Origin of the sequence: Marinobacter shengliensis (assembly GCF_003007715.1) — a bacterium.
GTDB lineage: Bacteria > Pseudomonadota > Gammaproteobacteria > Pseudomonadales > Oleiphilaceae > Marinobacter > Marinobacter shengliensis.
In genome coordinates this window covers 1-24,231 of sequence record NZ_PXNO01000027.1, presented here as the reverse complement: position 1 = coordinate 24,231, position 24,231 = coordinate 1, and the positions used below count along the sequence as shown (strand labels likewise).

The window sequence follows — 24,231 nt, the reverse complement described above, 5'->3', positions numbered from 1 at the left end:
GGTATTCGCTTGGTAATAGCACCGGTATTTTTTGTACCAAACAAGGAAATGATCGAATTAGTGCAACGCTCTCTTCAAACCTGAGGTTGCTTTAGATTCTTTTTGCCCTTGGTATTCCTGTGCTGCACGTCGGTAGGGGGGTATGGGGTATTTTTCTGGCAGGGAAAAAGATGTCTGAGCGAAGCGAGTTGTTTTTCCCAGAAGAAAAATACCCCATACCCCGCGTACCCGCCCCATAACCAGAAGGCTAGGAGCGGGCAAACTCAAAATTACCAGGCCTTATAGGGCAGGAACTTCCCGTTAAGTGTAACCACCACCCGGTCACCCTTGGGGTTCTCTTCCTTCTCGATATCCATGGTGAAATCAATCGCACTCATAATGCCATCACCAAACTTCTCATGGATCAGCTCCTTCATGGTGTCGCCATACACACCCACAATCTCGTACAAACGGTAAATCAGCGGGTCCTGGGGTACACCGCCTTCCCAGGCTTTCTTCGGGCAAACCTGCAATGCTTCTGCCACCGGCTTGTCCAGGCCCAGGGTTTCGCACAGGGCGAACGCCTTGTCTTCGGTGAAGCTGTTCATGCCCAGGCAGGCTGAGGTGGTGAACACCGGGGACATGCCAATGGATTCAGCAATCGCTTCCCAGGTCATGCCCTTGCTAACTTTGGCTTCCAGGATTTTTGCAGTCATCAGTTCTTTGTTCATCATGGTTATTTCCTCTTGTGGACAATCAACATCAAGCATTCACCGCTCGCGCGGTGGTTTCGGTTTTGGTCTCGGATTCGGCCGGCACCGGCTCGGACGTCAGCTCATCGGTGCTGGGGTCTACTACTCTCGGGCTGCCATCCTGCTCCGGCAGCGCTGAACCACTTCGATTCACCAGAAAATCCACCAGGTAATGGCGAATCTTCTGGTGGGCAGGGTTCTGGAAGATCGTGGCCCGGGAACGCGGGTGCGGCAGGTTTACCTTCACGCTTTCGGCAATGCGGGCATTGGGGCCGTTGGACATCAGGAAGATGCGGTCAGACAGCAGGATGGCCTCGTCCACATCGTGGGTGATCATGAACACGGTCTGGCGGGTTTCTTCCCAGATTTTTACCAGCTCGTCCTGAATCACCCCGCGGGTGAGGGCATCCAGAGCCCCAAAGGGTTCATCCAGCAACAGCAGCTCTGGCTGGGTGGCGAAGGCGCGGGCGATGCTCACCCGCTGGCGCATACCGCCAGACAGCTGGGAGGGCTTGCGGTCCATGGCGTGGTCCAGACCGACCATTTTCAGGTATCGCTCGCTGTGTTCTCGCACCTTCTCTTTGGACCAGCTGGGCCAGCGAGCCTTCACAGCAAAGATGATGTTGTTCAGGGCGGTTTTCCAGGGCAACAGGCTGTAGTTCTGGAACACCACGCCGCGCTCAAGGCCCGGGCCTTTCACTTCTTTACTGTTCATCACCACGTTACCGGTACTGGCCTCGTCCAGGCCGGCCAACACGTTAAGGATGGTGGATTTGCCGCAGCCGGAATGGCCGATGATGCACACAAACTCACCTTTCTGAAGGGCGAATCGGATATCTTCGAAGACCGTCAACTCACCGCCCTGCCTGTCCGGGTATACCTTCGACAATCCATCTACTTCCAGGAATGACTTACTCATATCAATTCTCCAGTCGGAGGGTTCTGGCGGGCGCCAGACAACCGGCGCCCTGCCCGATCATTCTTTGTATTCAACCAGCTTCTGAGCCTTGCCCAGGGCCAGGTCCAGCAGCATGCCCACCACCCCGATCATCAGGATGGAGAAGATCACACTGGCGAGGTCCAGGTTGTTCCACTCGTTCCACACGTAGTAGCCAATGCCGGTTCCGCCCACGAGCATTTCGGCCGCCACAATCACCAGCCAGGCGATACCGATGGAGATGCGCATGCCGGTGAGGATGGTTGGCGCTGCTGCAGGTAGAATCACCGTAATCGCAGTCTTGAACGGATTGAGCTCGTGGGTGCGGGCCACGTTGACCCAGTCCGACCGCACGTTGGCCACGCCGAAGGCGGTGTTCAGCAGCATGGGCCAGATGGAGCAGATGAAGATCACGAAGATGGCCGACGCATCCGAATCCTGGATGATGAACAGGGCCAGCGGCATCCAGGCCAGGGGCGAGATGGGCCGAAGCACCTGAATGTACGGGTTGAGCGCTTTGTACATCAGCGGCGACATGCCAATCAGAAAGCCCAATGGCAGGGCAATCGCCATGGCCGCCAGATACCCCGTCAGCACCCGGTAAACCGAGTAGGCCAGCTGAATGCCGATGCCTTTGTCGTTGGCGCCGGCGTCGTAAAACGGGTTAGACAGCTCCGCCCAGGCCACTTTGATGACTGCTGATGGCGGCGGCACACGAGATTCTGACCCCGAGACGCCCATCAGCAATTCATACTCTGACGTAGCCTCCGTCGCCGCGGGCGGCTGGGTGGCCATTTCCCACATGCCAAGTGCCAGGATCAGGAAAGACACCGACAGCAGTGCTGCCCTCACGTTCAACGAGGCCATGATCAAATCCTCCCGATGGCGAAGCTACGGGCATACTCTTCCGGGGTTTCCGGATCAAAGGTTTTGCCCATGATGGTGTGGGTTTTGTAGGTTTCGGTGGGTGCGCTGTACCCCATCTCGCGCATCAGCTTGCCGGTTTCACCTGCCAGGTAGACCTGCTCAGCGATGCCCTTGTAATCCACATCGCCCTCAATGTAGCCCCAGCGTTTCATCTGGGTGAGAATCTACACGCCCATGGAATGCCACGGGAACGGGTCGAAATCGATGCGGTCGGGCACGTTCTGCACCTCGCCCAGGCCATCGGCGTAGCGGCCTGTCAGCACTTGCTGGATCACCGGTACCGGCTGGTTCAGGTAGTTCCGCGGGGCAATGGCCTCGGCGATCTCTTTGCGATTTTCAGGCTCATTGGAGTACTGGGTGGCGTCGATGATGGCGCGCAACAGAGCGCCGTAGGTGTTCGGGTTCTGGCTGGCAAACTTCTGGCTGCAGGCGAAGGCGCAGCATGGGTGCCCTTCCCAGATATCCTTGGTGAGCATGTGAATGAAGCCAACCTTCTCCCAAACCGCTCGCTGGTTGAACGGGTCTGGTGACAAGTAGCCATCCAGGTTACCTGCGCGCAGGTTGGCGACCATCTCAGGTGGCGGAACCACCCGGATCTGAACGTCTTTATCCGGATCAATGCCGTTTTCAGCCAGGTAATAGCGCAACAGGAAGTTGTGCATGGAGTATTCGAACGGCACACCAAACTTGAAGCCCTTCCATTGCTTTGGGTCACGCTTGTCCATGTGATCCACGTGCAGCACGATGGCCTGGCCATTGATGTTCTCCACCGCGGGCATGATGAACGGCTCCGGCGTGGAACCGGCGCCCATGGTCATGGCCAGGGGCATGGGAGTGAGCATGTGTGAGGCGTCGTATTCGCCCGCCAGTGACTTATCTCGGGCGACCGCCCAACCGGCGGTTTTGGTGACGGTGACATCCAGGCCATAGCGCTCATAGAACCCCATCGGAGCGGCCATAATGATGGGCGTGGCACAGGTGATCGGCACAAAGCCAACGTTCAGCTTGGTTTTCTCCAGCTTGCCGAGCGACTCCTTCACAGCCGCCTTGGCTTTGTCCATGGGGAACACAGAGCCCAGCAAAGCGGCTGCGGTGCCTGCCCCCATCATCTTCATAAAGCTGCGGCGGCTGTGATCGTTATGGCCGAACACGGAGCGCACCACAGCGCTTTCGATGGCACGGTCCATCATGGCTTCGGAATCCATCCCGGCCGCAGAGCCTGTGGCTTGCTCGCCCCCTGTCTGGCGAAGGTTCAGCGATACAGACGGCAGGCTGTCACCAGGCTTACATTCCGGGCAACCACAGGTTTTCGCGTGGATCAGTGACTGGTCGCCGTCAAACGGGTTTCCAAGGCTTTTGGTTGTCATGGTGCACTCTCCCTACTCTCAGATAGTTTTTTGCACTCTTGCGGTGCAACTAAGACTCTGGTTCTGCCCGGCCAGGATTTGGCCTTGGCAAACAGCACGTTCTGAGATGACTATTGCGGGGTTCGTGCCAACTTTATGAAAACCTCTACCTCATTGTTTTTATGGGGTTAAATACAAACGACTGCTAACCCGGCGAACTACGATATTTCGTAGACCACGATTTCTCGTAGCGAGCGCTTCGATTTTTCGTAGTTGGCACAGGCTTTGTTTGGGTTTTACCGTCACTCAAGCGGAAGCCCGGCATGAACCAGCCCGAACGCATCGAAACACACCAATGGATCAACCACCTACCAGAGGCTGCCCTTCTGGTGGACGCGGGCCAGGACCTGATCCTCGCCGCTAACAGCGCCATGGCACGAATGGCGGGCACAGACCGACAATCCATTGCGAGCATGGCATGTACCCAGCTGTTTGCTGACCAGCGGCCCCAGCTGATCAATTTCACCGAAGAAACCCTGTTCCGCAGCCACAGCTGGAGCCGTGACTTCCACCTGAAACACCGGGACGGCCACACGGTTGAACTGGAAATTTCTTCTTCCTGCGTGGGAGAAGCCGAATCGCAAACCCTGTTATTGTTACTGCGCGACCGACGCCAACTGAGAACCCTACGCGAACGCCACGAAGCCAATCACTACCACCGGGGCGGTTTGCTGGAGTGGCGGCGAGTGGAAGAACTGTTCAAGGATATGGAGCGGGAGAACCAGCTGATTCTCCACGCCGTGGGCGAAGGCATTTACGGGGTAGACGCCGAAGGCCGCACCACCTTCGCCAACCCTGCCGCCGAGCGCATGCTGGGCTGGCGAATGGATGAACTCATGGGGCGGGTAATACACCGCGTGGTGCACCACTCCCACGAAGACGGCAGCCTGTTCCCACTGAAAGAATGCCCCATCTACGGCGCTTTCCGGGACGGCAGTATTAAGCGCGTTGGCGACGACTGGTTCTGGCGCAAAGACGGCACCGGGTTTCCGGTGGAATACACCAGCACCCCGATCATGGACAACGGCCACCCGGTGGGTGCGGTGGTGGTTTTCCGGGACATCTCCGCAAGGTTGCAGGCCCAGAAGGAACTGCAATCAGCACTGGAAGAAGTCGAAAGCCTGAAACGCCGGCTGGAAATGGAAAACGCCTACCTGCAGGAAGAACTCAGCGCGGAGTTCCACTTCCACGAAATCCTCGGCCAGAGCGACGCCATCAAAGCCATCGTGCGGCGCATCGGCATGGTGGCCCCGACAGATGCCAACGTTCTGATTACCGGCGAATCTGGCACTGGCAAGGAGTTGATTGCCCGCGCCATCCACCAGGCCAGCACCCGACGCGACCGCCCGCTGATCCGGGTAAACTGCGCGGCCATTCCAAAAGACCTGTTTGAGAGCGAATTCTTCGGCCACATCAAAGGCGCCTTCACCGGCGCCGTGAACGACAGAATCGGCCGATTCGAACTGGCCGACGGCGGCACCCTGTTTCTGGATGAAGTGGGTGAAATCCCTTTGGAATTGCAGGGCAAGCTTTTGCGGGTGCTTCAGGATCAACAGTTTGAACGCGTGGGTGAGAACAAGACTCGCGCCGTCGATGTAAGAGTGATTGCCGCCACCAACCGGGATCTAAAAACAGAGGTACAGGAGAAGACCTTCCGGGAAGACCTGTATTTTCGCCTCAACGTCTTCCCTATCGAATCCATTCCCCTGCGCAGGCGGCTTGAAGATATTCCCATGCTGGCCCAGGAATTCCTGAACCGGGCCTGCCAGAAGTTCAACAGGCCGCCGCTGATTCTGACAGAGCGAGATGTGGTTACCCTCAAGGCCTACCACTGGCCGGGCAACGTCCGCGAGCTGGAAAACGTCATCGAACGCCAGGTGATTACCGCCGATGGCCGCCTGGATCTGGACCTTCCCGGTTCCGAGACTCCCGCGCATGCCGCAGCAAACTCAACGCCATCGCGCCACTACGACAGTGAGTTGTTGACCGAGGTAGACTTGAAGGAGCTGGAGAAACAGAACCTGATCAAGGCGCTGAAAATGACGGGCGGGCGCATCTTCGGAGACGACGGCGCGGCGGCACTTCTTGGCATCAAGCCAACGACCCTCAATTCCCGCTTGGGCAAACTTAAGCTCGATGCCCGGCAGTTTCGGACTTCTTGAGTGTTGACTTGGGTTTCTGGGTTGGGCTCCTAGCCTGTTTGGTTGGCGGGCGGGTACGCGGGGTATGGGGCATTTTTCTTCTGGGAAAAACAACTCGCTGCGCTCAGACATCTTTTTCCCTGCCAGAAAAATACCCCATACCCCCCTACCGACGGGCAGCACAGGAATACCGAGGGTAAAAGAAAAGAAGGTATCCCGAAGTGCGCGTGACCGTTGCACCGAGTCGAGCCTTTCCTTTCCTGAGTGCAAAAACGACAAGTGCTTTTATCAAGCGGATGCCCGCCAATGCCCGTCGGCGCGGGGTGGCTGTTGGATTTTTTGCCGGAAAAAGATGTCTGAGCGCAGCGAGTTATTTTTCCAAAAAAAATCCAACAGCCACCCCGCAAGCCCGCCCGCAAATTCGAAAGGCTGGGAGCCCAAATAAGACCTCACCTCCACACCCAGAGGGCTACTAACCAAAACCAAGCTGGCTGAGCGCGTAGGTGACTACAATCCAGAGCAACACCAGCACCGGCAGAAACCGCCCGACCAGGTACATACGCCACTCCCACCAACGGCTTTCTGTTCCAAGAACAGTGCGAATGCGTTGGGGCGGGATGAACCAGCAGAACAATGCGGCACCGAATACTCCGGAGAAGATAATCACGTTGCCACCAGCCACACGATCAATAACGTCCAGCACCGGCTCACCAGCAATGGTCCATTCAAGGGGCGTGAAACTGAGTGCTGAGGCGGTACCGAGCACTAGCATGACAACCGTTACGATACTCACTGCGACAACGTTACTCAGCCGGAATTCCTCCGCCACCGCGGCAATCATTACCTTCAGGCCCGCCAGGCTGGAGCTGAATGCGGCCATGAAGAACAGCGCGAAGAAGAGCACGCCAACCCAGTAACCACCACGCATGTCTTCGAACACTTGCGGCATGGTCACAAACGCCAGCTGACTGCCTTCGGTAGGCTCCATGCCCAGACTGAACACAAACGGGAAGATCATCCACCCCGCCAGCAAGGCAACACTGGTCTCAGTACCGGCAACGACCAGGCAAGCTCGGGGCACGTGGGTTTTGCGGGGAATAAAACTGCCATAGGTGACCAGATATCCCTGCCCAATGGCGAGAGTATAAAAGGCTTGCCCGAAGGCAAACGCCCACAGACGACCGTCTGCAAGCCGGCTCCAGTCCACGTCAAAGAAGAAGGACTTGGTTTGCTCCCAACCCGGCGTCGTCGAGGCAAACAGCATCAGCCCTATCATCACTACAAGCAGCACGGGCATCAGCATTTTCGAGAAGACCTCAATAGCCTTCACATCCCGAGCCAGGATGATGGCGGCCAGTACCGTTACGATCAGGAAGTACCATAGCGAGTTGTAACCGGCACTGTATTCACTGAACACGCGAAGGTCGTCCGTGGCAGCATCCACCGCATAGCCCAGCGTCCAGCCGGTAATCACCAGGTAATAGCTGGTGATGGCCATGGTGATCAGCACCACAAACCAGCCGTAGATGGCCCCAAACCGGTTCACCTGCCGGAAAGTCTGAACGGTACTGCCCTCAGACAACCGCCCGGCTGCGACCTCCAGAATCATGATCGGCAGAACGACAACCACAAGCGCCAGCAAGTAGGCCACCACGAAAGCCCCGCCACCGTTCTCCCCAACCATGTAGGGAAACCGCCAGAGGTTCCCGAGGCCGACGGCTGCAGCGGCCATGGAGAAAACAAATGCGGGCTCGGAACTCCATTGCTTTCGGGATTCCTCGATAAACTCGTGGCGCTTGTTCAACGGTGCCTGGCTCCCCGTGATATGGCTTATTTGCACGGAAGCCTAACAAATCAGCCGTTACGATTCATGACTGGGGTCAACGCGTTCTTGGTTCCTGGTCATCGGGCTTGGGCTTGGGCTTGGGCTTGGGCTTGGGCTTGGGCGCCCAGCCTTCCGGATGTGCGGGCGGGCTTGCATGGTGGCTGTTGGATTTTTTTTGGAAAAACAACTCGCTTCGCTCAGACATCTTTTTCCGGCAAAAAACCCAACAACCACCCCACGCCGACGGGCATTGGCGGGTATTCGCTTGATAACAGAGCCAATATATTTGGCACTTAAAATTGCAAAAGATCGATTCAGTACGATGGTCGCGCTTATTTCAGGGTGCTTTCGTTGTTTTTTCCTTGGTATTCCTGTGCTGCACGTCGGTAGGGGGGTGTGGGGTATTTTTCTGGCAGGGAAAAAGATGTCTGAGCGCAGCGAGTTGTTTTTCCCAGAAGAAAAATACCCCATACCCCGCGTACCCGCCCGCCAACCACCAGGCTAGGAGCCGAAGCCATACCCAGCCCGCAAACCGGGAAGGCCAGGAGCCCAAACCAAACCCCACACCAAAACCAGAAGGCTCAGAACGGAACTCAGACCACCTCGATGGCCACCGCAGTCGCTTCACCGCCACCAATACACAGCGATGCCACACCACGCTTCAGGCCACGTTGTTTGAGGGCGTTGATCAGGGTAATGATGATACGGGAGCCAGAGGAGCCGATGGGGTGGCCCAGGGCGCAGGCGCCGCCGTGCACGTTGACCTTTTCCGCAGGTAATTTCAGCTCATTGATGGCGGCCAGGGTGACCACCGCGAAGGCTTCGTTGATCTCGAACAGGTCGACATCATCCAACGTCCAGCCGGCTTTCTTGACCACTTTCTCAATGGAGCCAATCGGGGCCAGCGTGAACTCTGCCGGCAAGCGGGCATGGGTGGCGTGGGCCACGATTCTGGCTTGGGGAATCAGGCCACGGGCATCGGCTTCGGCGGCAGATGCCAACACCAGCGCGGAGGCGCCGTCGCTGATGGAGCTGGAGTTGGCGGCGGTTACCGAGCCATCTTTGGCGAAGGCGGGTTTCAACTGGCGGATTTTTTCGGGTTTGGCGTTGCCCGGTTGTTCGTCGGTGTCTACTTCCGTGTCACCACCCCGGCCAGAGACGGTAACCGGAACGATTTCATCCCGGAACCAGCCGTTTTCGATGGCCGCCAGGGCCTTTTGCAGGGAACCGATGGCGAACTCGTCCATGGCCTGGCGGGTGATGTTGAATTTATCGGCGGTGCGCTGGGCAAATACGCCCATCAGCCCGCCTTCGTAGGCGTCTTCCAGGCCGTCCAGGAACATGCTGTCCATCACCTGGCCGTGGCCCATGCGCATGCCGGCGCGGGCTTTCGGTAACAGATACGGTGCCTGGCTCATGTTCTCCATACCACCGGCAATCATGATGGTGTTGGTGCCGGCTTTGATCTGGTCGTGGGCCATGATGACGGCTTGCATGCCGGAGCCGCACATTTTGTTGATGGTGGTGCAGCCACTGCTGTCCGGAATACCAGCAGCGCGGGATGCCTGCCGCGCAGGTGCCTGGCCGAGGCCGGCGGGCAGCACGCAGCCCATGATGATTTCCTGTATATCTGCCGGCTGCAGCCCGGCACGTTCAATGGCCGCCTTGATGGAAACGGCGCCCAGTTCCGGTGAACGCACAGAGCTCAAAGAACCCATCATCCCACCCATCGGGGTTCTGGCGGAACCGGCTATTACGATATCGTTGTTCATGTTTTATGTTCTCCTGCAACGGAATCTGATTGGTGTTCTGGTTTTGTTAATCGGTCTTATTTGGGCTCCTAGCCTTCCGGATGTGCGGGCGGGCTTGCGGGGTGGCTGTTGGATTTTTTTTGGAAAAACAACTCGCTTCGCTCAGACATCTTTTTCCGGCAAAAAATCCAACAACCACCCCGCGCCGACGGGCATTGGCGGGTAGTCGCTAAATAACTGCATTTGTTTTTTTCCTTGGTATTCCCGTGCTGCACGTCGGTAGGGGGGTATGGAGTATTTTTCTGGCAGGGAAAAAGATGTCTGAGCGAAGCGAGTTGTTTTTCCCAGAAGAAAAATACCCCATACCCCCCGTACCCGCCCGCCAACCATCAGGCTAGGAGCCGAAGCCAGACTCCTCAGCGCCCAAGTACCGAACGGGCAATAATCTCTTTCATCACCTCTGAAGTACCGCCGTAAATCCTCTGCACCCGAGCATCGATAAAGTTCCGGGAAATCGGATATTCGGTGGTGTAACCGTAGCCCCCAAATAACTGCAAACAACCATCGGCCACGCGGCACTGCATCTCCGTGGCGCTGTACTTGGCCATGGACGCCGTGGGCGCATCCAGTTTGCCGTCTTCGTATTCGCGGATGCACTGGTCAACAAACGCCTTGTTGATGCGGTAGTCCGTCTCCATGCGGGCGATTTCGAAGCGGGTGTTCTGCAGCTGGCTGAGCTTCTGGCCGAACAGCACCCGCTCCTGGGCGTAGGCAATGGTCAGGTCCAGGGAGCCTCGGGCAGCGGCGACGCCCAAGGCGCCGATCACCAGGCGTTCGCGGGGCAGTTCGCGCATCAGGTACATGAAGCCCTGCCCTTCCTCGCCTAGCAAAGCCGATGAGGGAATGCGCATGTCAGAGAAGAACAGCTCGGAGGTATCACCCGAGTGCTGGCCGATTTTGTCCAGGTTGCGGCCTTTGCTGAAGCCCGGCAATGAGGTGTCCACCAGGAACAAACTGATGCCCCGGGCGCCGGCTTTCGGGTCGGTTTTGGCGGCGACGATCACCATGTCGGCGTGCTGGCCATTGGTGATGAAGGTTTTGGAGCCGTTGAGGATGTAGTCGTCACCATCCTTTACCGCGCTGGTGCGCATGGCCTGCAGGTCGCTGCCGGCACCGGGTTCGGTCATGGCGATGGCGCCGACGGCTTCGCCGGAGACCATTTTGGGCAACCATTGCTGGCGTTGGGCCTCGTTGCCGATGTGGCTGAGGTAAGGCGCCACGATGTCGGAATGCACCATCACATTGGTAGACAACGCCCCGAAGCCCATGCGGGCCATTTCTTCGCCCACCACCACAGAAAACTGGAAAGGCGCCCCAATGCCGCCGCAGTCTTCCGGCACGTCGACACACAGCAAACTGGCGTTGCCCAAGGTGTTCCAGAGCTCCCGTGGCACGATGCCGCTTTTCTCCCAGGCTTCGTAGTGTGGTTTCACCTCGGCTTCCAGGGCCTTGATCACCGACTCCCGAAACATGGCCAATTCTTCTTGATCGACGTGGTTGGTCATATTACTCACCTGTTGTTATTCGTTCGCTTGTGGCGAATCCAATTGCCTGAACCCGCTTGTGGCGGGTGGTTTGCATCAATTCACTTTGGCGCCATGCGCAGGGCGCAGTCCAGACGAATCACTTCGCCGTTCAGAATCGGGTTGCGCACCATCTGGTCTACCATCATGCCGAACTCTTCCGGCTTACCCAATCGCTTGGGAAACGGCAGTGTCGCCGCCAGGCTGTCCTGAACTTCTTCCGGCATACCGGCCATCATCGGTGTCATAAACAGGCCGGGGGCGATGGTGTTCACGCGGATACCTTCACGGGCCAGCTCGCGGGCCGATTGCAGAGTTAACGCCACCACACCGCCCTTGGAGGCGCTGTAGGCGGCCTGGCCAATCTGGCCTTCGTAAGCCGCCACAGAAGCGGTGTTGATGATCACACCCCGCTCGCCATCGGCGTTGGGCTCACGCTGGGCCATGTCCGCTGCGGCCAGGCGAAGGATGTTGAAGGTACCAATCAGGTTTACCTGAACCACCTTGCTGAAGCTATCCAGCGGCATGACACCTTCCCGGCCCAGGATCTTGGCCGCCGGCGCGATACCGGCGCAGTTAACCGCAACACCACAGGGGCCATGGGCCTCCCGCGCAGCATTGATGGCGGCTTCGGCACTTTCCGCAGAGCTCACATCGCACTCGACAAAGATCCCGCCAATGTCTGCGGCTACTTTTTCGCCCTGCTCTTTTTGAAGATCCAGGATGGCCACCTTGCACCCGGCCGCCGACAGCGCACGCGCGGCGCCCTCGCCCAGCCCAGACGCTCCGCCTGTTACAATGGCCGCCACATTCTTGAATTCCATCATGCACTCCTATTCTCAGGATTGTATTTGTTGAAAATCGGACCCGAAAACTACTTTACGTTTACGTAAACTTTATCTAACCTTGGTCTAAAAAGGAAATCGTGATGAACGAAAAAAGAACCTTCAGCATCAGCGAGCTCTCCCAGGAGTTCGATGTAACTACCCGAAGCATCCGATTCTACGAGGATCAGGGCCTGCTCAAGCCCACCCGAAGGGGCCAAACCCGGATCTTCAGCACCAAAGACCGGGTTCGGTTGAAGCTTATTCTCCGGGGCAAGCGCATGGGCTTCTCCCTGGCAGAGACCAGGGAACTGTTCGACCTGTGGGACGAAACCCTCACCGGTAACGAAAAACAGCTTTTGAAGATGCTGGAAATCCTCGCCGACAGGCGTGCCCAGCTGGAACAACAGAAAAACGACATCGCCCAGGCGGAAATGGAAATCGAAACCGCCGAAACCCGGTGCCGCGAAGCACTGGAAGAGCTGCAGAAGAAAAAGAAACAACAGGGCGCAGGGCAAAAAGCATCCAAACAAACCGTCACCTGAACGTGACGAAGCACACAGACCCAATTCAAGAACAACAAGGTAGCCAACGATGAAATCACAATACTCAGAACTCAATTTCGGTCTCGGCGAAACCCTCGACATGCTGCGCGAACAGGTCAACGGCTTCGCCGCCGCTGAAATCGCACCGCGCGCTGAAGAGATCGACCGCAACAACGAGTTCCCCATGGACCTGTGGCGGAAAATGGGCGACATGGGCCTGCTGGGTATCACCGTGGGCGAACAATACGGCGGCTCCGATATGGGCTACCTGGCGCACGTCATCGCCATGGAAGAAATCAGCCGCGCCTCCGCCTCCGTTGGCTTGTCTTACGGTGCCCACTCCAACCTGTGTGTTAACCAGATTCACCGCAACGGCACCGAAGAACAGAAACAGAAATACCTGCCCAAACTGGTCAGCGGCGAACACATCGGCGCCCTCGCCATGTCTGAGCCCAACGCCGGCTCCGACGTTATCTCCATGAAACTCAGTGCCCGTGACGAAGGCGACCACTACGTCCTCAACGGCAACAAAATGTGGATCACCAACGGCCCGGACGCCAACACCTACGTGATCTACGCCAAAACCGACGTAAAAGCCGGCTCCAAAGGCGTCACCGCCTTCATCGTAGAACGCGACTACCCAGGCTTCAGCCGCCACCAGAAACTCGACAAACTCGGCATGCGCGGCTCCAACACCTGTGAACTGGTGTTCGAAGACTGCAAAGTACCCAAAGAAAACGTCCTCGGCGGCGAAGGCAACGGCGCCCGCGTTCTCATGAGTGGCCTCGACTACGAACGCCTCGTCCTCTCCGGCGGCCCACTGGGCATCATGCAAGCCGCCATGGACGTGGTCGTACCCTACATTCGCGAACGCAAACAATTCGGCCAGGCCATCGGCGAATTCGAACTGGTACAGGGCAAAGTCGCTGACATGTACACCTGGATGAACACCGCCAAATCCTACGTCTACATGGTCGCCATGTCTGCCGACCGCGGCGAAACCACCCGCAAAGACGCCGCCGGCGCCATCCTCTACTCCGCCGAGATGGCCACCAAACTGGCCCTGGACGCCATCCAGCTGCTCGGCGGCAACGGCTACATCAACGAATACCCCACAGGCCGCCTGCTGCGAGACGCCAAACTCTATGAAATCGGTGCCGGCACGTCTGAGATCCGACGGATGCTGATCGGGCGAGAATTGTTCCTGAACAAGTAACGTTTTGCGCGGAAATCACTGACCAACTCAAACGAGGCCCTGCGGAAAGCACAATTGCCCCAGACGGCCAGCACCTACAGTCAGACTAGGTGCTGGCAGGATGCCCTTCCGGGAATCTCGAAGGCCATGGATGGCCGGAGCGAAGCGCACATGGACGTGCTCGTAGCGTTTCCCGGAAGGGCATCCTGCCAGCGCCGCGCCCCCTCAAAAGGGCCGATGCACGGACTATTAAAATGACGATACTCCAAAGCAAAATAAACCCGAGGTCCGATGAGTTCCTGGCCAACCAGAACGCCATGGCCAAAGCCGTCGCAGACCTGAAAGAAAAAGTCGCCACCATCCAGCAAGGCGGCGGCCCCAGCTACCAGGAACGCCACATCGCCCGCGGCAAACTGCTGCCCAGAGAGCGCATCAACCGCCTCCTCGATGACGGCTCCCCGTTCCTCGAAATCGGCCAGTTCGCCGCCTACAACGTCTACGACGAAGAAGTCCCGGCAGCTGGCGTAGTCGCCGGCGTGGGCCGCGTCTCCGGCACCGAATGCATGATCATCGCCAACGACGCCACCGTCAAAGGCGGCAGCTACTACCCGCTCACGGTCAAAAAACACCTGCGCGCCCAGGAAATCGCCCTGGAAAACCGCCTGCCCTGCATCTACCTGGTGGACTCCGGCGGCGCCAACCTGCCAAGGCAGGACGAAGTCTTCCCAGACCGCGACCACTTCGGCCGCATCTTCTACAACCAGGCCCGCATGAGCGCCGACGACATCCCCCAGATCGCCGTCGTTATGGGCCTGTGCACCGCCGGTGGCGCCTACGTGCCCGCCATGGCGGATGAATCCATCATCGTGCGCGACCAGGGCACCATCTTCCTGGCCGGCCCGCCCCTGGTGAAAGCCGCCACCGGCGAAGTGGTCAGCGCCGAAGACCTGGGCGGCGCAGACGTACACTGCAAAATCTCCGGCGTGGCCGACCACTACGCCGAAAACGACGCCCACGCCCTGGACATCGCCCGGCGCTGCATCTCCAACCTCAACCGCCGCAAACCGGTGGACGTGGAAATCCGCAAACCCAAAGCGCCCCTGTACAGCGCCGAAGAAATCTACGGCATCGTCGGCACCGACTTGCGCAAACAGTTCGACGTGCGCGATGTGATCGCCCGCATCGTCGACGGCTCCGAATTCGACGAATTCAAACGCTATTACGGCCAGACCCTGGTCACCGGCTTTGCCCACATTCACGGCTACCCGGTGGGCATCATCGCCAACAACGGCATCCTGTTCAGCGAATCCGCGCAAAAAGGCGCGCACTTCATCGAGCTGTGCTGCCAGCGCAACATCCCGCTGCTGTTCCTGCAGAACATCACCGGCTTTATGGTGGGCCAGAAATACGAAGCCGAAGGCATCGCCAAGCACGGCGCCAAAATGGTCATGGCCGTGGCCTGTGCCAACGTACCGAAAATCACCGTGCTGATCGGCGGTTCTTTCGGCGCGGGCAACTACGGCATGTGCGGCCGCGCCTACAGCCCGGACTTCTTGTGGATGTGGCCGAACGCCCGCATTTCCGTGATGGGCGGTGAACAGGCCGCCGGCGTGCTCGCCACCGTCAAAAGGGAAGGCATGGAGCGCAAAGGCCAGGACTGGAGCAGCGACGAAGAAGCCAAATTCAAGCAGCCGATCATCGACACCTACGAACACCAGGGCCACCCCTACTACGCCAGCGCGCGCCTCTGGGACGACGGCGTGATCGACCCGGCCCAGACCCGCGAAGTGGTTGCCCTGAGCCTGTCTGCCACCCTCAACCGACCCGCCAAGCCAACACGCTTCGGCGTGTTCCGGATGTGATGGAGGACATCGCCATGACCGATCAGGAACCAGCGGTTCGCCTCAATCACCGCGCCAAGGGTGTCACCGAGGTTGTCCTCAACCGCCCGGACAAACGCAACGCCTTTGATGATGTGATCATCCAGCAACTGATCAAGGCGCTGGAACAGGTAGACGCAGACAACAACACCCACGTTGTCATCCTTCGCTCCGAAGGCAAACACTTCTCCGCCGGGGCGGATCTGGGCTGGATGCGCCGCATGGCCGACAACAGCCGACAGGAAAACCTGGACGACTCGCGGCAACTGGCGCGGTTGATGAACGTGCTCAACCACCTGTCCAAGCCGGTGATCGGCCTGGTTCAGGGTGCCGCCTTCGGAGGCGCCGTTGGCCTGGCCGCCTGCTGCGACATCGTACTTGCCACCGAGAAGGCCAGCTTCTGCCTGAGCGAAGTCAAACTCGGCCTGATTCCCGCCGTGATCAGCCCCTACGTGGTGCGCGCCATCGGCGAGCGCCAGGCCCGGCGCTACTTTATCAGCGCCGAAGTTTTCACCGCCCGGCAAGCCGAGCACTTCGGCCTGGTGCATGAGGTGTGTGAAGATGAAAGCGCCATGGAACGCCGCTGCGACGAACTGCTTTTGCAGCTTGCCCTCAACGGGCCAGAAGCCATGAAAGCCGCCAAAAATCTGGTATTTGCCGTCAGCCACAAGGTGATCGGCCAGGACGTGATCGACGACACCGCACAACGCATCGCGGACATCCGGGTGGGTGAAGAAGGTCAGGAAGGGCTCAACGCGTTCCTGAACAAACGCAAGGCCAACTGGGTTCCGGAGGAATAATAATGTTCAGTAAGATACTCATCGCCAACCGCGGCGAAATCGCCTGCCGGATCATACATACCGCCCATCGCATGGGCATCCGCTGCGTTGCCGTGTATTCCGATGCAGACGCAGACGCCCGGCATGTGGCCATGGCAGACGAAGCCTTCCACATTGGCCCGGCCCCCAGCTCCGAGAGCTACCTGAAAGCCGACAAGATCATCGAAATTGCCAAGGAAAGCGGTGCCCAGGCCATCCACCCAGGCTACGGATTCCTGTCTGAGAACACCCAGTTCGCCGAGGCCTGCGAAGCCAACAACATCGTGTTCATCGGCCCGCCCTCCTCGGCCATCGCCGCCATGGGTTCCAAATCCGCCGCCAAGGCCATCATGGAAAAAGCCGGCGTACCGCTGGTGCCCGGCTACCACGGCGACGACCAGTCCCCGGAAACCCTGCGCAAGGAAGCCGAGAAGTGCGGCTTCCCGCTGCTGCTGAAAGCCGTCGCCGGTGGCGGTGGAAAAGGCATGCGGGTGGTGGAACGCATGGAAGACTTCGACGACGCCCTGGCCGCCGCCAAACGGGAATCGAAGAACGCCTTCGGCAACCCGGACATGCTCATCGAACGCTACCTGACCCAGCCACGGCACGTGGAGATCCAGGTGTTCTGCGACCAGAGCGGCAAGGGCGTGTACCTGGCGGAACGGGACTGTTCCGTGCAGCGCCGCCACCAGAAAGTACTGGAAGAAGCCCCGGCACCGGGCCTGAGTGACGAAACCCGCAAAGCCATGGGCGAAGCCGCCGTTAGAGCCGCCCAGGCCATCAACTACGTGGGTGCCGGCACCGTGGAATTTCTCTACGATGTCGACGGCTCTTTCTTCTTCATGGAAATGAACACCCGCCTGCAGGTGGAACACCCGGTCACCGAAATGGTCACCGGCCAGGATCTGGTGGAGTGGCAGCTGAAAGTGGCCTGGGGCGAGCCCCTGCCGCTGGAGCAATCCCAGGTAAAAACCCGGGGCCACGCCCTGGAAGCGCGCATCTACGCCGAAGACCCGGACCAGGACTTCCTGCCCGCCACCGGCAACCTGCGCTACCTGAGCACCCCGGATGAAAGCGCCCATGTGCGGGTGGATACCGGCGTCACCGAAGGCGACGACATCAGCATCCACTACGACCCGATGATCGCCAAGCTGATCGTGTGGGACGAAACCAGGGACCAGGCCATCAACCGTATGGTGCAGGCCCTGGAGCACTACCGCATCGCTGGCGTGAAAACCAACATCCGCTTCCTGCACGCCCTGGCCGACGCCCAGCCGTTCCGGGAAGCGGACCTGACCACCGGTTTCATAGACGACCACCGGGAACTGCTGTTCCCGAAATCCAGGCTGGATACCCACAAAGCCCTGGTGCTGGCCGCCGGCTTTGTGCTGGAACAACGCAAATCCCGGGAAGTGATCAGCACAGACCCCTGGTCGCCCTTCGCCCGCCAGAACAGCTGGCGCATGAACTCCGAATACGCCCAGCCGCTGCAGTTACAGGTAGGCGACGACATCCATGACCTTAAAATTCTGGAGCGCGACGACCGCTACCAGGTTTACGTGGGCGGCAGCGTGTACAACCTCACCATGCGCCTGGACGACGACTACCTGCAAGCGGTGATTAACGGCCACCGCATCAGCGTTCACGGCAACCTGCACAACGACCAGCTGGTGCTCTTCTACGAAGGCGACACCTTCAACTGCACCCTCTACAAAGAAAGCTACGGCTTTGAAGAAATGGCCGGCGAAGGCAGCCTGGCCGCCCCCATGAACGGCGCCATCGTGGCGGTACAGGCCAAAGTCGGCGACAAGGTAAAAGCCGGCCAGAGCCTGGTAATCATGGAGGCCATGAAAATGGAACACGCCATCAAGGCCCCGGCCGACGGCGTGGTTACCGAGATCTTCTTCGCCGAAGGCGACCAGGTCTCCGAAGGCGCCGAGCTGATTGCCATTGAAGTCACCGAAACCGAGGAGGCAGGCTGATGGCCTTTCCCAAACAGGTACGCCTGGTTGAGATGAGCCCCCGGGACGGACTCCAGAACGAGCCCGGCCCGGTGATTGCCACCGACATCAAGACCGGGCTGATCGACCGCCTGGCCGACACCGGCCTGAGCCACATCGAAGCCGCCAGCTTCGTGTCCCCGAAATGGGTGCCACAGATGGGCGATGCGGCAGAGGTTATGGCCGGCATCCACCGCAAGGCCGGCGTTCGCTACTCCGCCCTCACCCCGAACCTCAAAGGCTTCGAGGGTGCCCTCGCAGCCAACGTGGACGAAGTGGCTGTATTCGGCGCCGCCTCCGAATCCTTCACCAAAAAGAACATCAACTGCACCATCGCTGAAAGCCTCGAGCGCTTCGCCCCGGTGGTGGAAGAAGCCCGCAAACACGGCATCCCCGTGCGCGGCTACGTGTCCACCGTGATGGGCTGCCCGTACGAAGGCGACATCGCGCCGGAACAGGTGGCCACCGTGGCCAAAGCCCTGTACGACATGGGCTGCCACGAAATCTCCCTGGGCGACACCATCGGCGTGGGCACACCGCTGAAAGCCAAACGCATGGTCGAAGCCGTCGCCGCCCACGTGCCCATGGACAAACTGGCCGCCCACTTCCACGACACCTACGGCCAGGCCCTGGCCAACCTGTACGCGGTGCTGGAAGAAGGCGTGAGCGTTATTGATGCCTCCGTCGCCGGCCTCGGCGGCTGCCCTTACGCCAAAGGCGCCTCCGGCAACGTCGCCACCGAAGACGTGCTATACCTGCTGAACGGTCTGGGCATCGAAACTGGCGTTGATCTGAACAAGCTCGTCGCCACCGGCGACTGGATATGCGGCCAACTGAATCGCCACAACGGCTCCAAGGTCGGTCAGGCACTAGGCGGCAACTGCCAATGATCGAACTGGTGGGCGGGAACAACCTCCCAGGACTGTCTGCAGCATGGATGCTGCAGCCAAGCCTACATGGATGTATTAACGGCGTGTCCTGGGAGGTTGTTCCCGCCCACCAAGGCACCGAAATAGCAGGCTAGGAGCAGTCATGAACCAGAACAAAAATGTGGTAGCCCTGGACCTCCCGATTCCGGAGATCAAGGACCTACCAGAAGACACCCAGAAGTACTTCCAGATCTGCCAGGAAAAACTCGGCATGATCCCGAACGTACTCACCGCCTACAGCCAGAACCTCAAACAGCTGGAAGGCTTCACCCGCCTCTACAACGAGCTGATGCTGGGCGAAGGTGAACTCTCCAAACTGGAGCGGGAAATGGTGGCCGTGGTGGTCTCCTCCGAGAACAAATGCTTCTACTGCCTGGTAGCCCACGGCGCCGCCGTGCGGGTACTCAGTGGCGATCCGCAACTGGGCGAGCACATGGTGATGAACTACCGCAGCGCCAAACTCGACAAGCGCCAACGGGCCATGCTCGATTTTGCATCGCACCTCACCCGCTCGCCGGCCACGGTGACCGAAGAGCACATCCAGGCCCTGCGCGACGCCGGATTCAGCGACCGCGCCATCTGGGACCTGAGCAACCTGGTGGGTTTCTACAACATGTCCAACCGCGTGGCGATTGCCAGCGATATGCAACCTAATCCCGAGTATCACAATCAGAGTCGCTAGCAGGTGATATCCCCCTGCTCGCCCTCGACTACAAAAACAATGGAGGCAGAGAAATGAGCAAGACTCTACCGAGCTATACCAGCGGAACCGCAGAAGTGCCCCTGCTGGGCATGACCATCGGCGAAATGCTCGACCGCACCGCCGAAAAATACCCGAGCACAGAGGCCCTGGTGTGCCTGCACCAGGACATTCGCTGGACCTACAAAGAGTTCGTGGAAAAGGTGAACGAAGCTGCCCGCGCCTTCATGGCCATCGGCGTCAAGCGCGGTGACCGCGTGGGCATCTGGTCGCCGAACCGCTACGAGTGGACCGTTACGCAGTTCGCCACCGCCAAGGTGGGCGCCATCCTGGTGAACATCAACCCGGCGTACGGCATGCACGAACTTCAGTATGCCCTCAACCTGGCCGGCATCTCGGTGCTGGTTACCGCCGACAGCTTCAAGGCCTCCAACTACCGCCAGATGATCTACGACCTGGCCCCGGAGCTGAAGCACAGCGCCCCCGGCAAGCTCAAGGCGGAACACGTGCCTGAACTCCGTGCCGTCATCAACGTACACGAAGACAAGCACGACGGCATGTGGACCTGGCAGGAATTCCTCGGCTTTGCCAGCGACGTCACCGAAACGCAGCTGTACGAGCGCCAGGACCAGCTGCAGTTTGATGACCCCATCAACATCCAGTTTACCTCCGGCACCACCGGCAACCCCAAGGGCGCCACCCTCACCCACCACAACATCCTCAACAACGGCTACTTTGTGGGTGAAAGCCAACGCCTGACCGAGAACGACCGCCTGGTTATCCCTGTGCCCCTGTACCACTGCTTCGGCATGGTGATGGGCAACCTGGGCTGCATTACCCACGGCACCGCCATGATCTACCCGGGCGAAGGCTTTGACCCGAAAACCGTACTGCAGGCCGTGCACCAGGAAAAAGCCACCGCCCTGTACGGCGTGCCCACCATGTTCATCGCCGAACTGGCCGACCCGGAGTTCGACACCTACGACCTCTCCAGCTTGCGCACCGGCATCATGGCCGGCTCCATCTGCCCGGCGGAGGTGATGAAGAAGGTCAACGGCAAGATGAACATGAAGGAAGTGCAGATCGCCTACGGCATGACCGAAACCAGCCCGGTCTCCACCCAGACCAGCTCCGAAGACCCGTTCGAAAAACAGGTGACCACCGTGGGCCGAACACAGCCGCACCTGGAAACCAAGATTGTCGACCCCGGCACCGGCAACGTGGTGCCCCGTGGTGAGATTGGCGAACTCTGCACCCGTGGCTACAGCGTGATGCTGAAGTACTGGAACAACGAAGAGAAAACCCGTGAAGCCATAGACGACGGCGGCTGGATGCACACCGGCGACCTGGCCACCATGGACGAAGAGGGCTACATCCAGATCGTTGGCCGCATCAAAGACATGGTGATTCGCGGCGGCGAGAACATCTACCCGAAAGAAATCGAAGAATTCCTCTACACCCACCCCGCCATCGAAGATGTGCAGGTAACCGGCATACCCGATGAGAAATACGGCGAAGAACTGATTGCCTGGGTAAAACTCCGCCCAGACACAGACCCGGTAACCGGTGAGGACTTGCAGGCCTTCTGCAAAGGCAAAATCGCCCACTTCAAGATTCCGAAGAACTATAAGTTTGTGGATGCCTTCCCGATGACCGTCACCGGGAAAATTCAGAAGTTCAAGATGCGGGAGATTTCGATTGAGGAGATGGGGTTGAAGAGGTAAACGACCTTCTTGCTGCATCGCTCCGGCCCAGGGTCACACTGGGCCGGCCTCCCTGCCCGGCTGTATACGCCCGAGTTCAAACAGGGCGTGGGCCACTGCAAATTCACGGTCGATAGTGGAAATAGACGACAACTGTCGTAAAACTCTGTGAACGTGGTCTCTCTTGGCTTGTAACCTAATGAAAATCATGGAATAGTCAGAGCGTTAAATTGTAAATAGACGCTCCACTGATTCGGGGAGAAACCGACAACTGGCGCTTATTTCCCGGTGCGTCATATTTGGTGGGCCGGTAGTAGTTTGATTTTGAAAATAATTTGATGAATGACCTTCCTGGTGCCTCGGGATAAGCGTATTTTGGATAGATGTAATTTGTCGTTGAATTAGCTGTTAAGTTTTCGAGGAGAGAAGAAATGTCGCAAAGGTTATTATCCGGAGCTTTTCTCTTCTGGATTTTGATTCCCTCAGCTTTCGCTCTCACTGGAAACGAGTATCGTAACCTCGGTGATACAGAACGGTCTGCATGGGTCACGGGAGTCGCTGACGGTCTACTCACGGAACAGTTGATCCGTACAGGTGAGCAACCAGCACTTGCCAGATGCTTGGCGCAGTACACAACCAATCAAATTGTGGCTATTTTCGATAAGCATTTGCGCGAGAACCCTGAAAGCTGGAATCATCCGGCAGCGTTCTCTTTCAGGTTTAAATTTCATGGCCTCTGCAACATAGGGGACTAGAACTTAACCTGGTGGTCAACGGGACGCCTACTGCGCTGCGCTCCGTAGCCGCCCGTTACCACGGCGTTAAAGGTCATTACCCATGAGAGAGATCGAAGGTCTTGAGCATGCGCTAGAGGTGCTGAAACCAAAGTGGGAAGACTTCAATCGGCATTTCGAAGAAGAGAATGCAAAATTTTTAGCTCTTCTTGAGGCTGATCACGACTCGTTGGGGCGTATCCTGAAGGCTCACTTGATACTGGAACACTACCTAACGAGATATTTGGAAAGCTATTTTAGCATCGAGAGCATTGATGCAATTCGGTTGAGCTTTGCACAAAAAGCTGAATTGTTACCTTCTACTGGTAGTGCTGCCTCTGTCATCAAACTCGGTGTCAAAAGGTTGAACGCAGTAAGAAACCGGTTCGCTCATCGACTAGATGTAGATCTCGATGATCTGGACGTGAACGCTATGGAAGAGGTGATTAGGATATTTCGGCCCGAGGCCAAATTTGAGGGCAATCTTCAGCGCATCGAAGCCTTTATGACTATCGCCGTAACCTTCCTAATCGTTCCGCCGCCCGATTTGCAGCAGACTTTCGCCGATGCGTTTTCTCAGGTGCGAGCCATCGATCATGAACTTTAACAAGTCGCTTAAGTTTGTTCCCGGCCTGACGGCCGTCCACCGGACGCCCTTGTCAGGGCGCCGCTTAGCTTCGCGTTAGGCAAGGAGAATAAGTTGTTCTTTCGTGCTCTGAACAAGGCTTTAGAGAAGCCAGCTCCTCAGCGTTTTACTACCAGCTGGCCAGGAGCACAGGAAAACGACTTCTACTCAGTAAAGCTGGAAGATTCTGATTCAAATACACGGATATTGATCCGGAATCGCAAGACAACTGGGTATGAAGCGTTGGTTTGGAGAGGCGAGCAGTCCGGGAAGGAGAAAACTCTGACCGAAAGAGATATCGACCCGGCAACATTTGATCTAAGAATTGAGCACTATTACCAAGGATACCAGTTCAACTATACCGACCCCGGTAAATTCCTGCTGATGGAGCTTATCCGCTGGCACAAAATCGTGAAGTATCGAGATCGGGTGAGCCAGTCTTTGTACAATAAAAAGCGCTTGGTTCGTGAAGAGAGAATGGAACTGCTTAGGCACCTTGTCGAGCGCAAAATCGATAACCCACGGGATGAAATATATCCTCTTATGCTGGCAGTACAAAAATACTCGCGTAAATGGCTCTATCATCCAGATAAAGACAAGCACAAAGCACACCTTGAGCTTGTTCTTGATTCGTTTGTGGATTCCGGAGAGTTGACTAAGAATGGTACGAATTACGTCGTAACGGGCAAAGCCTTGGTTACCCTTTCGGAATTTGAGCTGAATGTTCAGCGCCACCAGGATCAGATCAAAACGGCAAAAGTAGGTAATCGCCTGACTTGGGCGATCGTTATTGTCGGTATCGCAGGGATCTTATCTCAAGCGTGGATGTGGGCTATCGAACAAGGGGTAATGTGATGCCTAACCAGTGCAGGCATGGCGACGCCCACTACATTGCGCCTTCGGCTCCATTCCGTAGGCGCGCATGCTGCAAGCGTTAT

21 protein-coding genes are annotated in these 24,231 nt (G+C 58.0%); 12 read left to right on the top strand and 9 right to left on the bottom strand.

Features of this window, described 5'->3' with window-relative positions; translation table 11 throughout:
• Positions 1-269: 269 nt before the first annotated feature.
• From cynS to C7H10_RS13360, 5 genes are read right to left on the bottom strand one after another with little or no spacing between them, the layout of a single operon-like run.
• Positions 270-713 carry a cyanase gene (cynS, locus tag C7H10_RS13375; RefSeq protein WP_106695290.1) on the bottom strand — a complete coding sequence of 148 codons (444 nt, stop codon included), beginning with the start codon at positions 711-713 and terminating at the stop codon, positions 270-272.
• Between the two features lie 28 nt (positions 714-741).
• Positions 742-1,650 (bottom strand): ABC transporter ATP-binding protein, encoded by a 909-nt coding sequence (locus C7H10_RS13370; protein ID WP_106695289.1) that lies wholly within the window; start codon positions 1,648-1,650, stop codon positions 742-744.
• Between the two features lie 57 nt (positions 1,651-1,707).
• Positions 1,708-2,535, bottom strand: coding sequence for a nitrate ABC transporter permease (ntrB, locus tag C7H10_RS13365; RefSeq protein WP_058093073.1), 828 nt, complete (start codon positions 2,533-2,535; stop codon positions 1,708-1,710).
• Positions 2,536-2,537: 2 nt separating this feature from the next.
• Positions 2,538-2,747 (bottom strand): hypothetical protein, encoded by a 210-nt coding sequence (locus tag C7H10_RS19350; protein ID WP_244178283.1) that lies wholly within the window; start codon positions 2,745-2,747, stop codon positions 2,538-2,540.
• Between the two features lie 12 nt (positions 2,748-2,759).
• On the bottom strand, positions 2,760-3,962 hold the full coding sequence (locus tag C7H10_RS13360) for an ABC transporter substrate-binding protein (protein ID WP_244178282.1): 1,203 nt from the start codon (positions 3,960-3,962) through the stop codon (positions 2,760-2,762).
• Positions 3,963-4,264: 302 nt separating this feature from the next.
• On the opposite strand from C7H10_RS13360, the gene C7H10_RS13355 reads away from it, so the two are divergent.
• On the top strand, positions 4,265-6,163 hold the full coding sequence (locus C7H10_RS13355) for a sigma 54-interacting transcriptional regulator (protein ID WP_106695288.1): 1,899 nt from the start codon (positions 4,265-4,267) through the stop codon (positions 6,161-6,163).
• Between the two features lie 451 nt (positions 6,164-6,614).
• Here C7H10_RS13355 and C7H10_RS13350 read toward each other — a convergent pair whose 3' ends face one another.
• On the bottom strand, positions 6,615-7,946 hold the full coding sequence (locus C7H10_RS13350; protein WP_106695287.1) for a sodium-dependent transporter: 1,332 nt from the start codon (positions 7,944-7,946) through the stop codon (positions 6,615-6,617).
• Positions 7,947-8,121: 175 nt separating this feature from the next.
• Here C7H10_RS13350 and C7H10_RS19115 point away from each other — a divergent pair, with 175 nt between their 5' ends.
• Entirely contained in the window at positions 8,122-8,472 is a 351-nt protein-coding gene (locus tag C7H10_RS19115) for a hypothetical protein (protein WP_146136819.1), read from the top strand.
• 88 nt (positions 8,473-8,560) lie between these two features.
• On the opposite strand, the gene C7H10_RS13345 is transcribed toward C7H10_RS19115, so the two are convergent.
• The 3 genes from C7H10_RS13345 to C7H10_RS13335 form a co-directional block, all read right to left on the bottom strand.
• Positions 8,561-9,739 carry an acetyl-CoA C-acyltransferase gene (locus C7H10_RS13345; RefSeq protein WP_106695286.1) on the bottom strand — a complete coding sequence of 393 codons (1,179 nt, stop codon included), beginning with the start codon at positions 9,737-9,739 and terminating at the stop codon, positions 8,561-8,563.
• 395 nt (positions 9,740-10,134) lie between these two features.
• Positions 10,135-11,283, bottom strand: a complete 1,149-nt coding sequence (locus C7H10_RS13340) for an acyl-CoA dehydrogenase family protein (protein ID WP_061331659.1) — start codon at positions 11,281-11,283, stop codon at positions 10,135-10,137.
• 80 nt (positions 11,284-11,363) lie between these two features.
• Positions 11,364-12,125 carry a 3-hydroxyacyl-CoA dehydrogenase gene (locus C7H10_RS13335; protein ID WP_106695285.1) on the bottom strand — a complete coding sequence of 254 codons (762 nt, stop codon included), beginning with the start codon at positions 12,123-12,125 and terminating at the stop codon, positions 11,364-11,366.
• Positions 12,126-12,229: 104 nt separating this feature from the next.
• Here C7H10_RS13335 and C7H10_RS13330 point away from each other — a divergent pair, with 104 nt between their 5' ends.
• From C7H10_RS13330 to C7H10_RS13280, 10 genes are all read left to right on the top strand, one after another.
• On the top strand, positions 12,230-12,670 hold the full coding sequence (locus C7H10_RS13330; RefSeq protein WP_106695284.1) for a MerR family transcriptional regulator: 441 nt from the start codon (positions 12,230-12,232) through the stop codon (positions 12,668-12,670).
• A 49-nt stretch (positions 12,671-12,719) separates the two neighbouring features.
• Positions 12,720-13,886, top strand: coding sequence for an isovaleryl-CoA dehydrogenase (locus C7H10_RS13325; RefSeq protein ID WP_106695283.1), 1,167 nt, complete (start codon positions 12,720-12,722; stop codon positions 13,884-13,886).
• 233 nt (positions 13,887-14,119) lie between these two features.
• The gene (locus tag C7H10_RS13320; RefSeq protein WP_106695282.1) at positions 14,120-15,727 is read left to right on the top strand and encodes a carboxyl transferase domain-containing protein; all 1,608 of its coding nucleotides are present in this window, start codon (positions 14,120-14,122) and stop codon (positions 15,725-15,727) included.
• A 14-nt stretch (positions 15,728-15,741) separates the two neighbouring features.
• Positions 15,742-16,545, top strand: coding sequence for an enoyl-CoA hydratase-related protein (locus C7H10_RS13315; protein WP_106695988.1), 804 nt, complete (start codon positions 15,742-15,744; stop codon positions 16,543-16,545).
• Positions 16,546-16,547: 2 nt separating this feature from the next.
• Positions 16,548-18,545, top strand: a complete 1,998-nt coding sequence (locus tag C7H10_RS13310; protein WP_106695281.1) for an acetyl/propionyl/methylcrotonyl-CoA carboxylase subunit alpha — start codon at positions 16,548-16,550, stop codon at positions 18,543-18,545.
• The gene (locus tag C7H10_RS13305) at positions 18,545-19,453 is read left to right on the top strand and encodes a hydroxymethylglutaryl-CoA lyase (protein ID WP_106695280.1); all 909 of its coding nucleotides are present in this window, start codon (positions 18,545-18,547) and stop codon (positions 19,451-19,453) included. Before C7H10_RS13310 ends, C7H10_RS13305 begins: the two co-directional genes overlap by 1 nt.
• Positions 19,454-19,595: 142 nt before the next feature.
• Positions 19,596-20,174, top strand: coding sequence for a peroxidase-related enzyme (locus tag C7H10_RS13300; RefSeq protein ID WP_091991975.1), 579 nt, complete (start codon positions 19,596-19,598; stop codon positions 20,172-20,174).
• Between the two features lie 53 nt (positions 20,175-20,227).
• A complete protein-coding gene (locus tag C7H10_RS13295; protein WP_106695279.1) occupies positions 20,228-21,916 on the top strand; it encodes an AMP-binding protein in 1,689 nt (562 codons plus the stop codon).
• A gap of 816 nt (positions 21,917-22,732) precedes the next feature.
• Positions 22,733-23,275: a hypothetical protein gene (locus C7H10_RS13285; protein ID WP_106695277.1), complete on the top strand. Its 543-nt coding sequence runs from the start codon at positions 22,733-22,735 to the stop codon at positions 23,273-23,275.
• Positions 23,276-23,368: 93 nt separating this feature from the next.
• Positions 23,369-24,148: a hypothetical protein gene (locus C7H10_RS13280; RefSeq protein WP_106693775.1), complete on the top strand. Its 780-nt coding sequence runs from the start codon at positions 23,369-23,371 to the stop codon at positions 24,146-24,148.
• The last annotated feature ends 83 nt before the right edge of the window (positions 24,149-24,231 follow it).

Bases quoted from the DNA above. Each gene is read 5' to 3' on its own strand.
- ntrB (WP_058093073.1), bottom strand. From the start codon at position 2,535: ATGGCCTCGTTGAACGTGAGGGCAGCACTGCTGTCGGTGTCTTTCCTG.
- C7H10_RS19350 (WP_244178283.1), bottom strand. From the start codon at position 2,747: ATGAAACGCTGGGGCTACATTGAGGGCGATGTGGATTACAAGGGCATC.
- C7H10_RS13310 (WP_106695281.1), top strand. From the start codon at position 16,548: ATGTTCAGTAAGATACTCATCGCCAACCGCGGCGAAATCGCCTGCCGG.
- C7H10_RS13315 (WP_106695988.1), top strand. From the start codon at position 15,742: ATGACCGATCAGGAACCAGCGGTTCGCCTCAATCACCGCGCCAAGGGT.
- C7H10_RS13330 (WP_106695284.1), top strand. From the start codon at position 12,230: ATGAACGAAAAAAGAACCTTCAGCATCAGCGAGCTCTCCCAGGAGTTC.
- C7H10_RS13355 (WP_106695288.1), top strand. From the start codon at position 4,265: ATGAACCAGCCCGAACGCATCGAAACACACCAATGGATCAACCACCTA.
- C7H10_RS13335 (WP_106695285.1), bottom strand. From the start codon at position 12,125: ATGGAATTCAAGAATGTGGCGGCCATTGTAACAGGCGGAGCGTCTGGG.
- C7H10_RS13345 (WP_106695286.1), bottom strand. From the start codon at position 9,739: ATGAACAACGATATCGTAATAGCCGGTTCCGCCAGAACCCCGATGGGT.
- C7H10_RS19115 (WP_146136819.1), top strand. From the start codon at position 8,122: ATGGTGGCTGTTGGATTTTTTTTGGAAAAACAACTCGCTTCGCTCAGA.
- C7H10_RS13325 (WP_106695283.1), top strand. From the start codon at position 12,720: ATGAAATCACAATACTCAGAACTCAATTTCGGTCTCGGCGAAACCCTC.
- C7H10_RS13305 (WP_106695280.1), top strand. From the start codon at position 18,545: ATGGCCTTTCCCAAACAGGTACGCCTGGTTGAGATGAGCCCCCGGGAC.
- C7H10_RS13360 (WP_244178282.1), bottom strand. From the start codon at position 3,962: ATGACAACCAAAAGCCTTGGAAACCCGTTTGACGGCGACCAGTCACTG.
- C7H10_RS13320 (WP_106695282.1), top strand. From the start codon at position 14,120: ATGACGATACTCCAAAGCAAAATAAACCCGAGGTCCGATGAGTTCCTG.
- C7H10_RS13300 (WP_091991975.1), top strand. From the start codon at position 19,596: ATGAACCAGAACAAAAATGTGGTAGCCCTGGACCTCCCGATTCCGGAG.
- C7H10_RS13285 (WP_106695277.1), top strand. From the start codon at position 22,733: ATGAGAGAGATCGAAGGTCTTGAGCATGCGCTAGAGGTGCTGAAACCA.
- C7H10_RS13295 (WP_106695279.1), top strand. From the start codon at position 20,228: ATGAGCAAGACTCTACCGAGCTATACCAGCGGAACCGCAGAAGTGCCC.
- cynS (WP_106695290.1), bottom strand. From the start codon at position 713: ATGATGAACAAAGAACTGATGACTGCAAAAATCCTGGAAGCCAAAGTT.
- C7H10_RS13370 (WP_106695289.1), bottom strand. From the start codon at position 1,650: ATGAGTAAGTCATTCCTGGAAGTAGATGGATTGTCGAAGGTATACCCG.
- C7H10_RS13340 (WP_061331659.1), bottom strand. From the start codon at position 11,283: ATGACCAACCACGTCGATCAAGAAGAATTGGCCATGTTTCGGGAGTCG.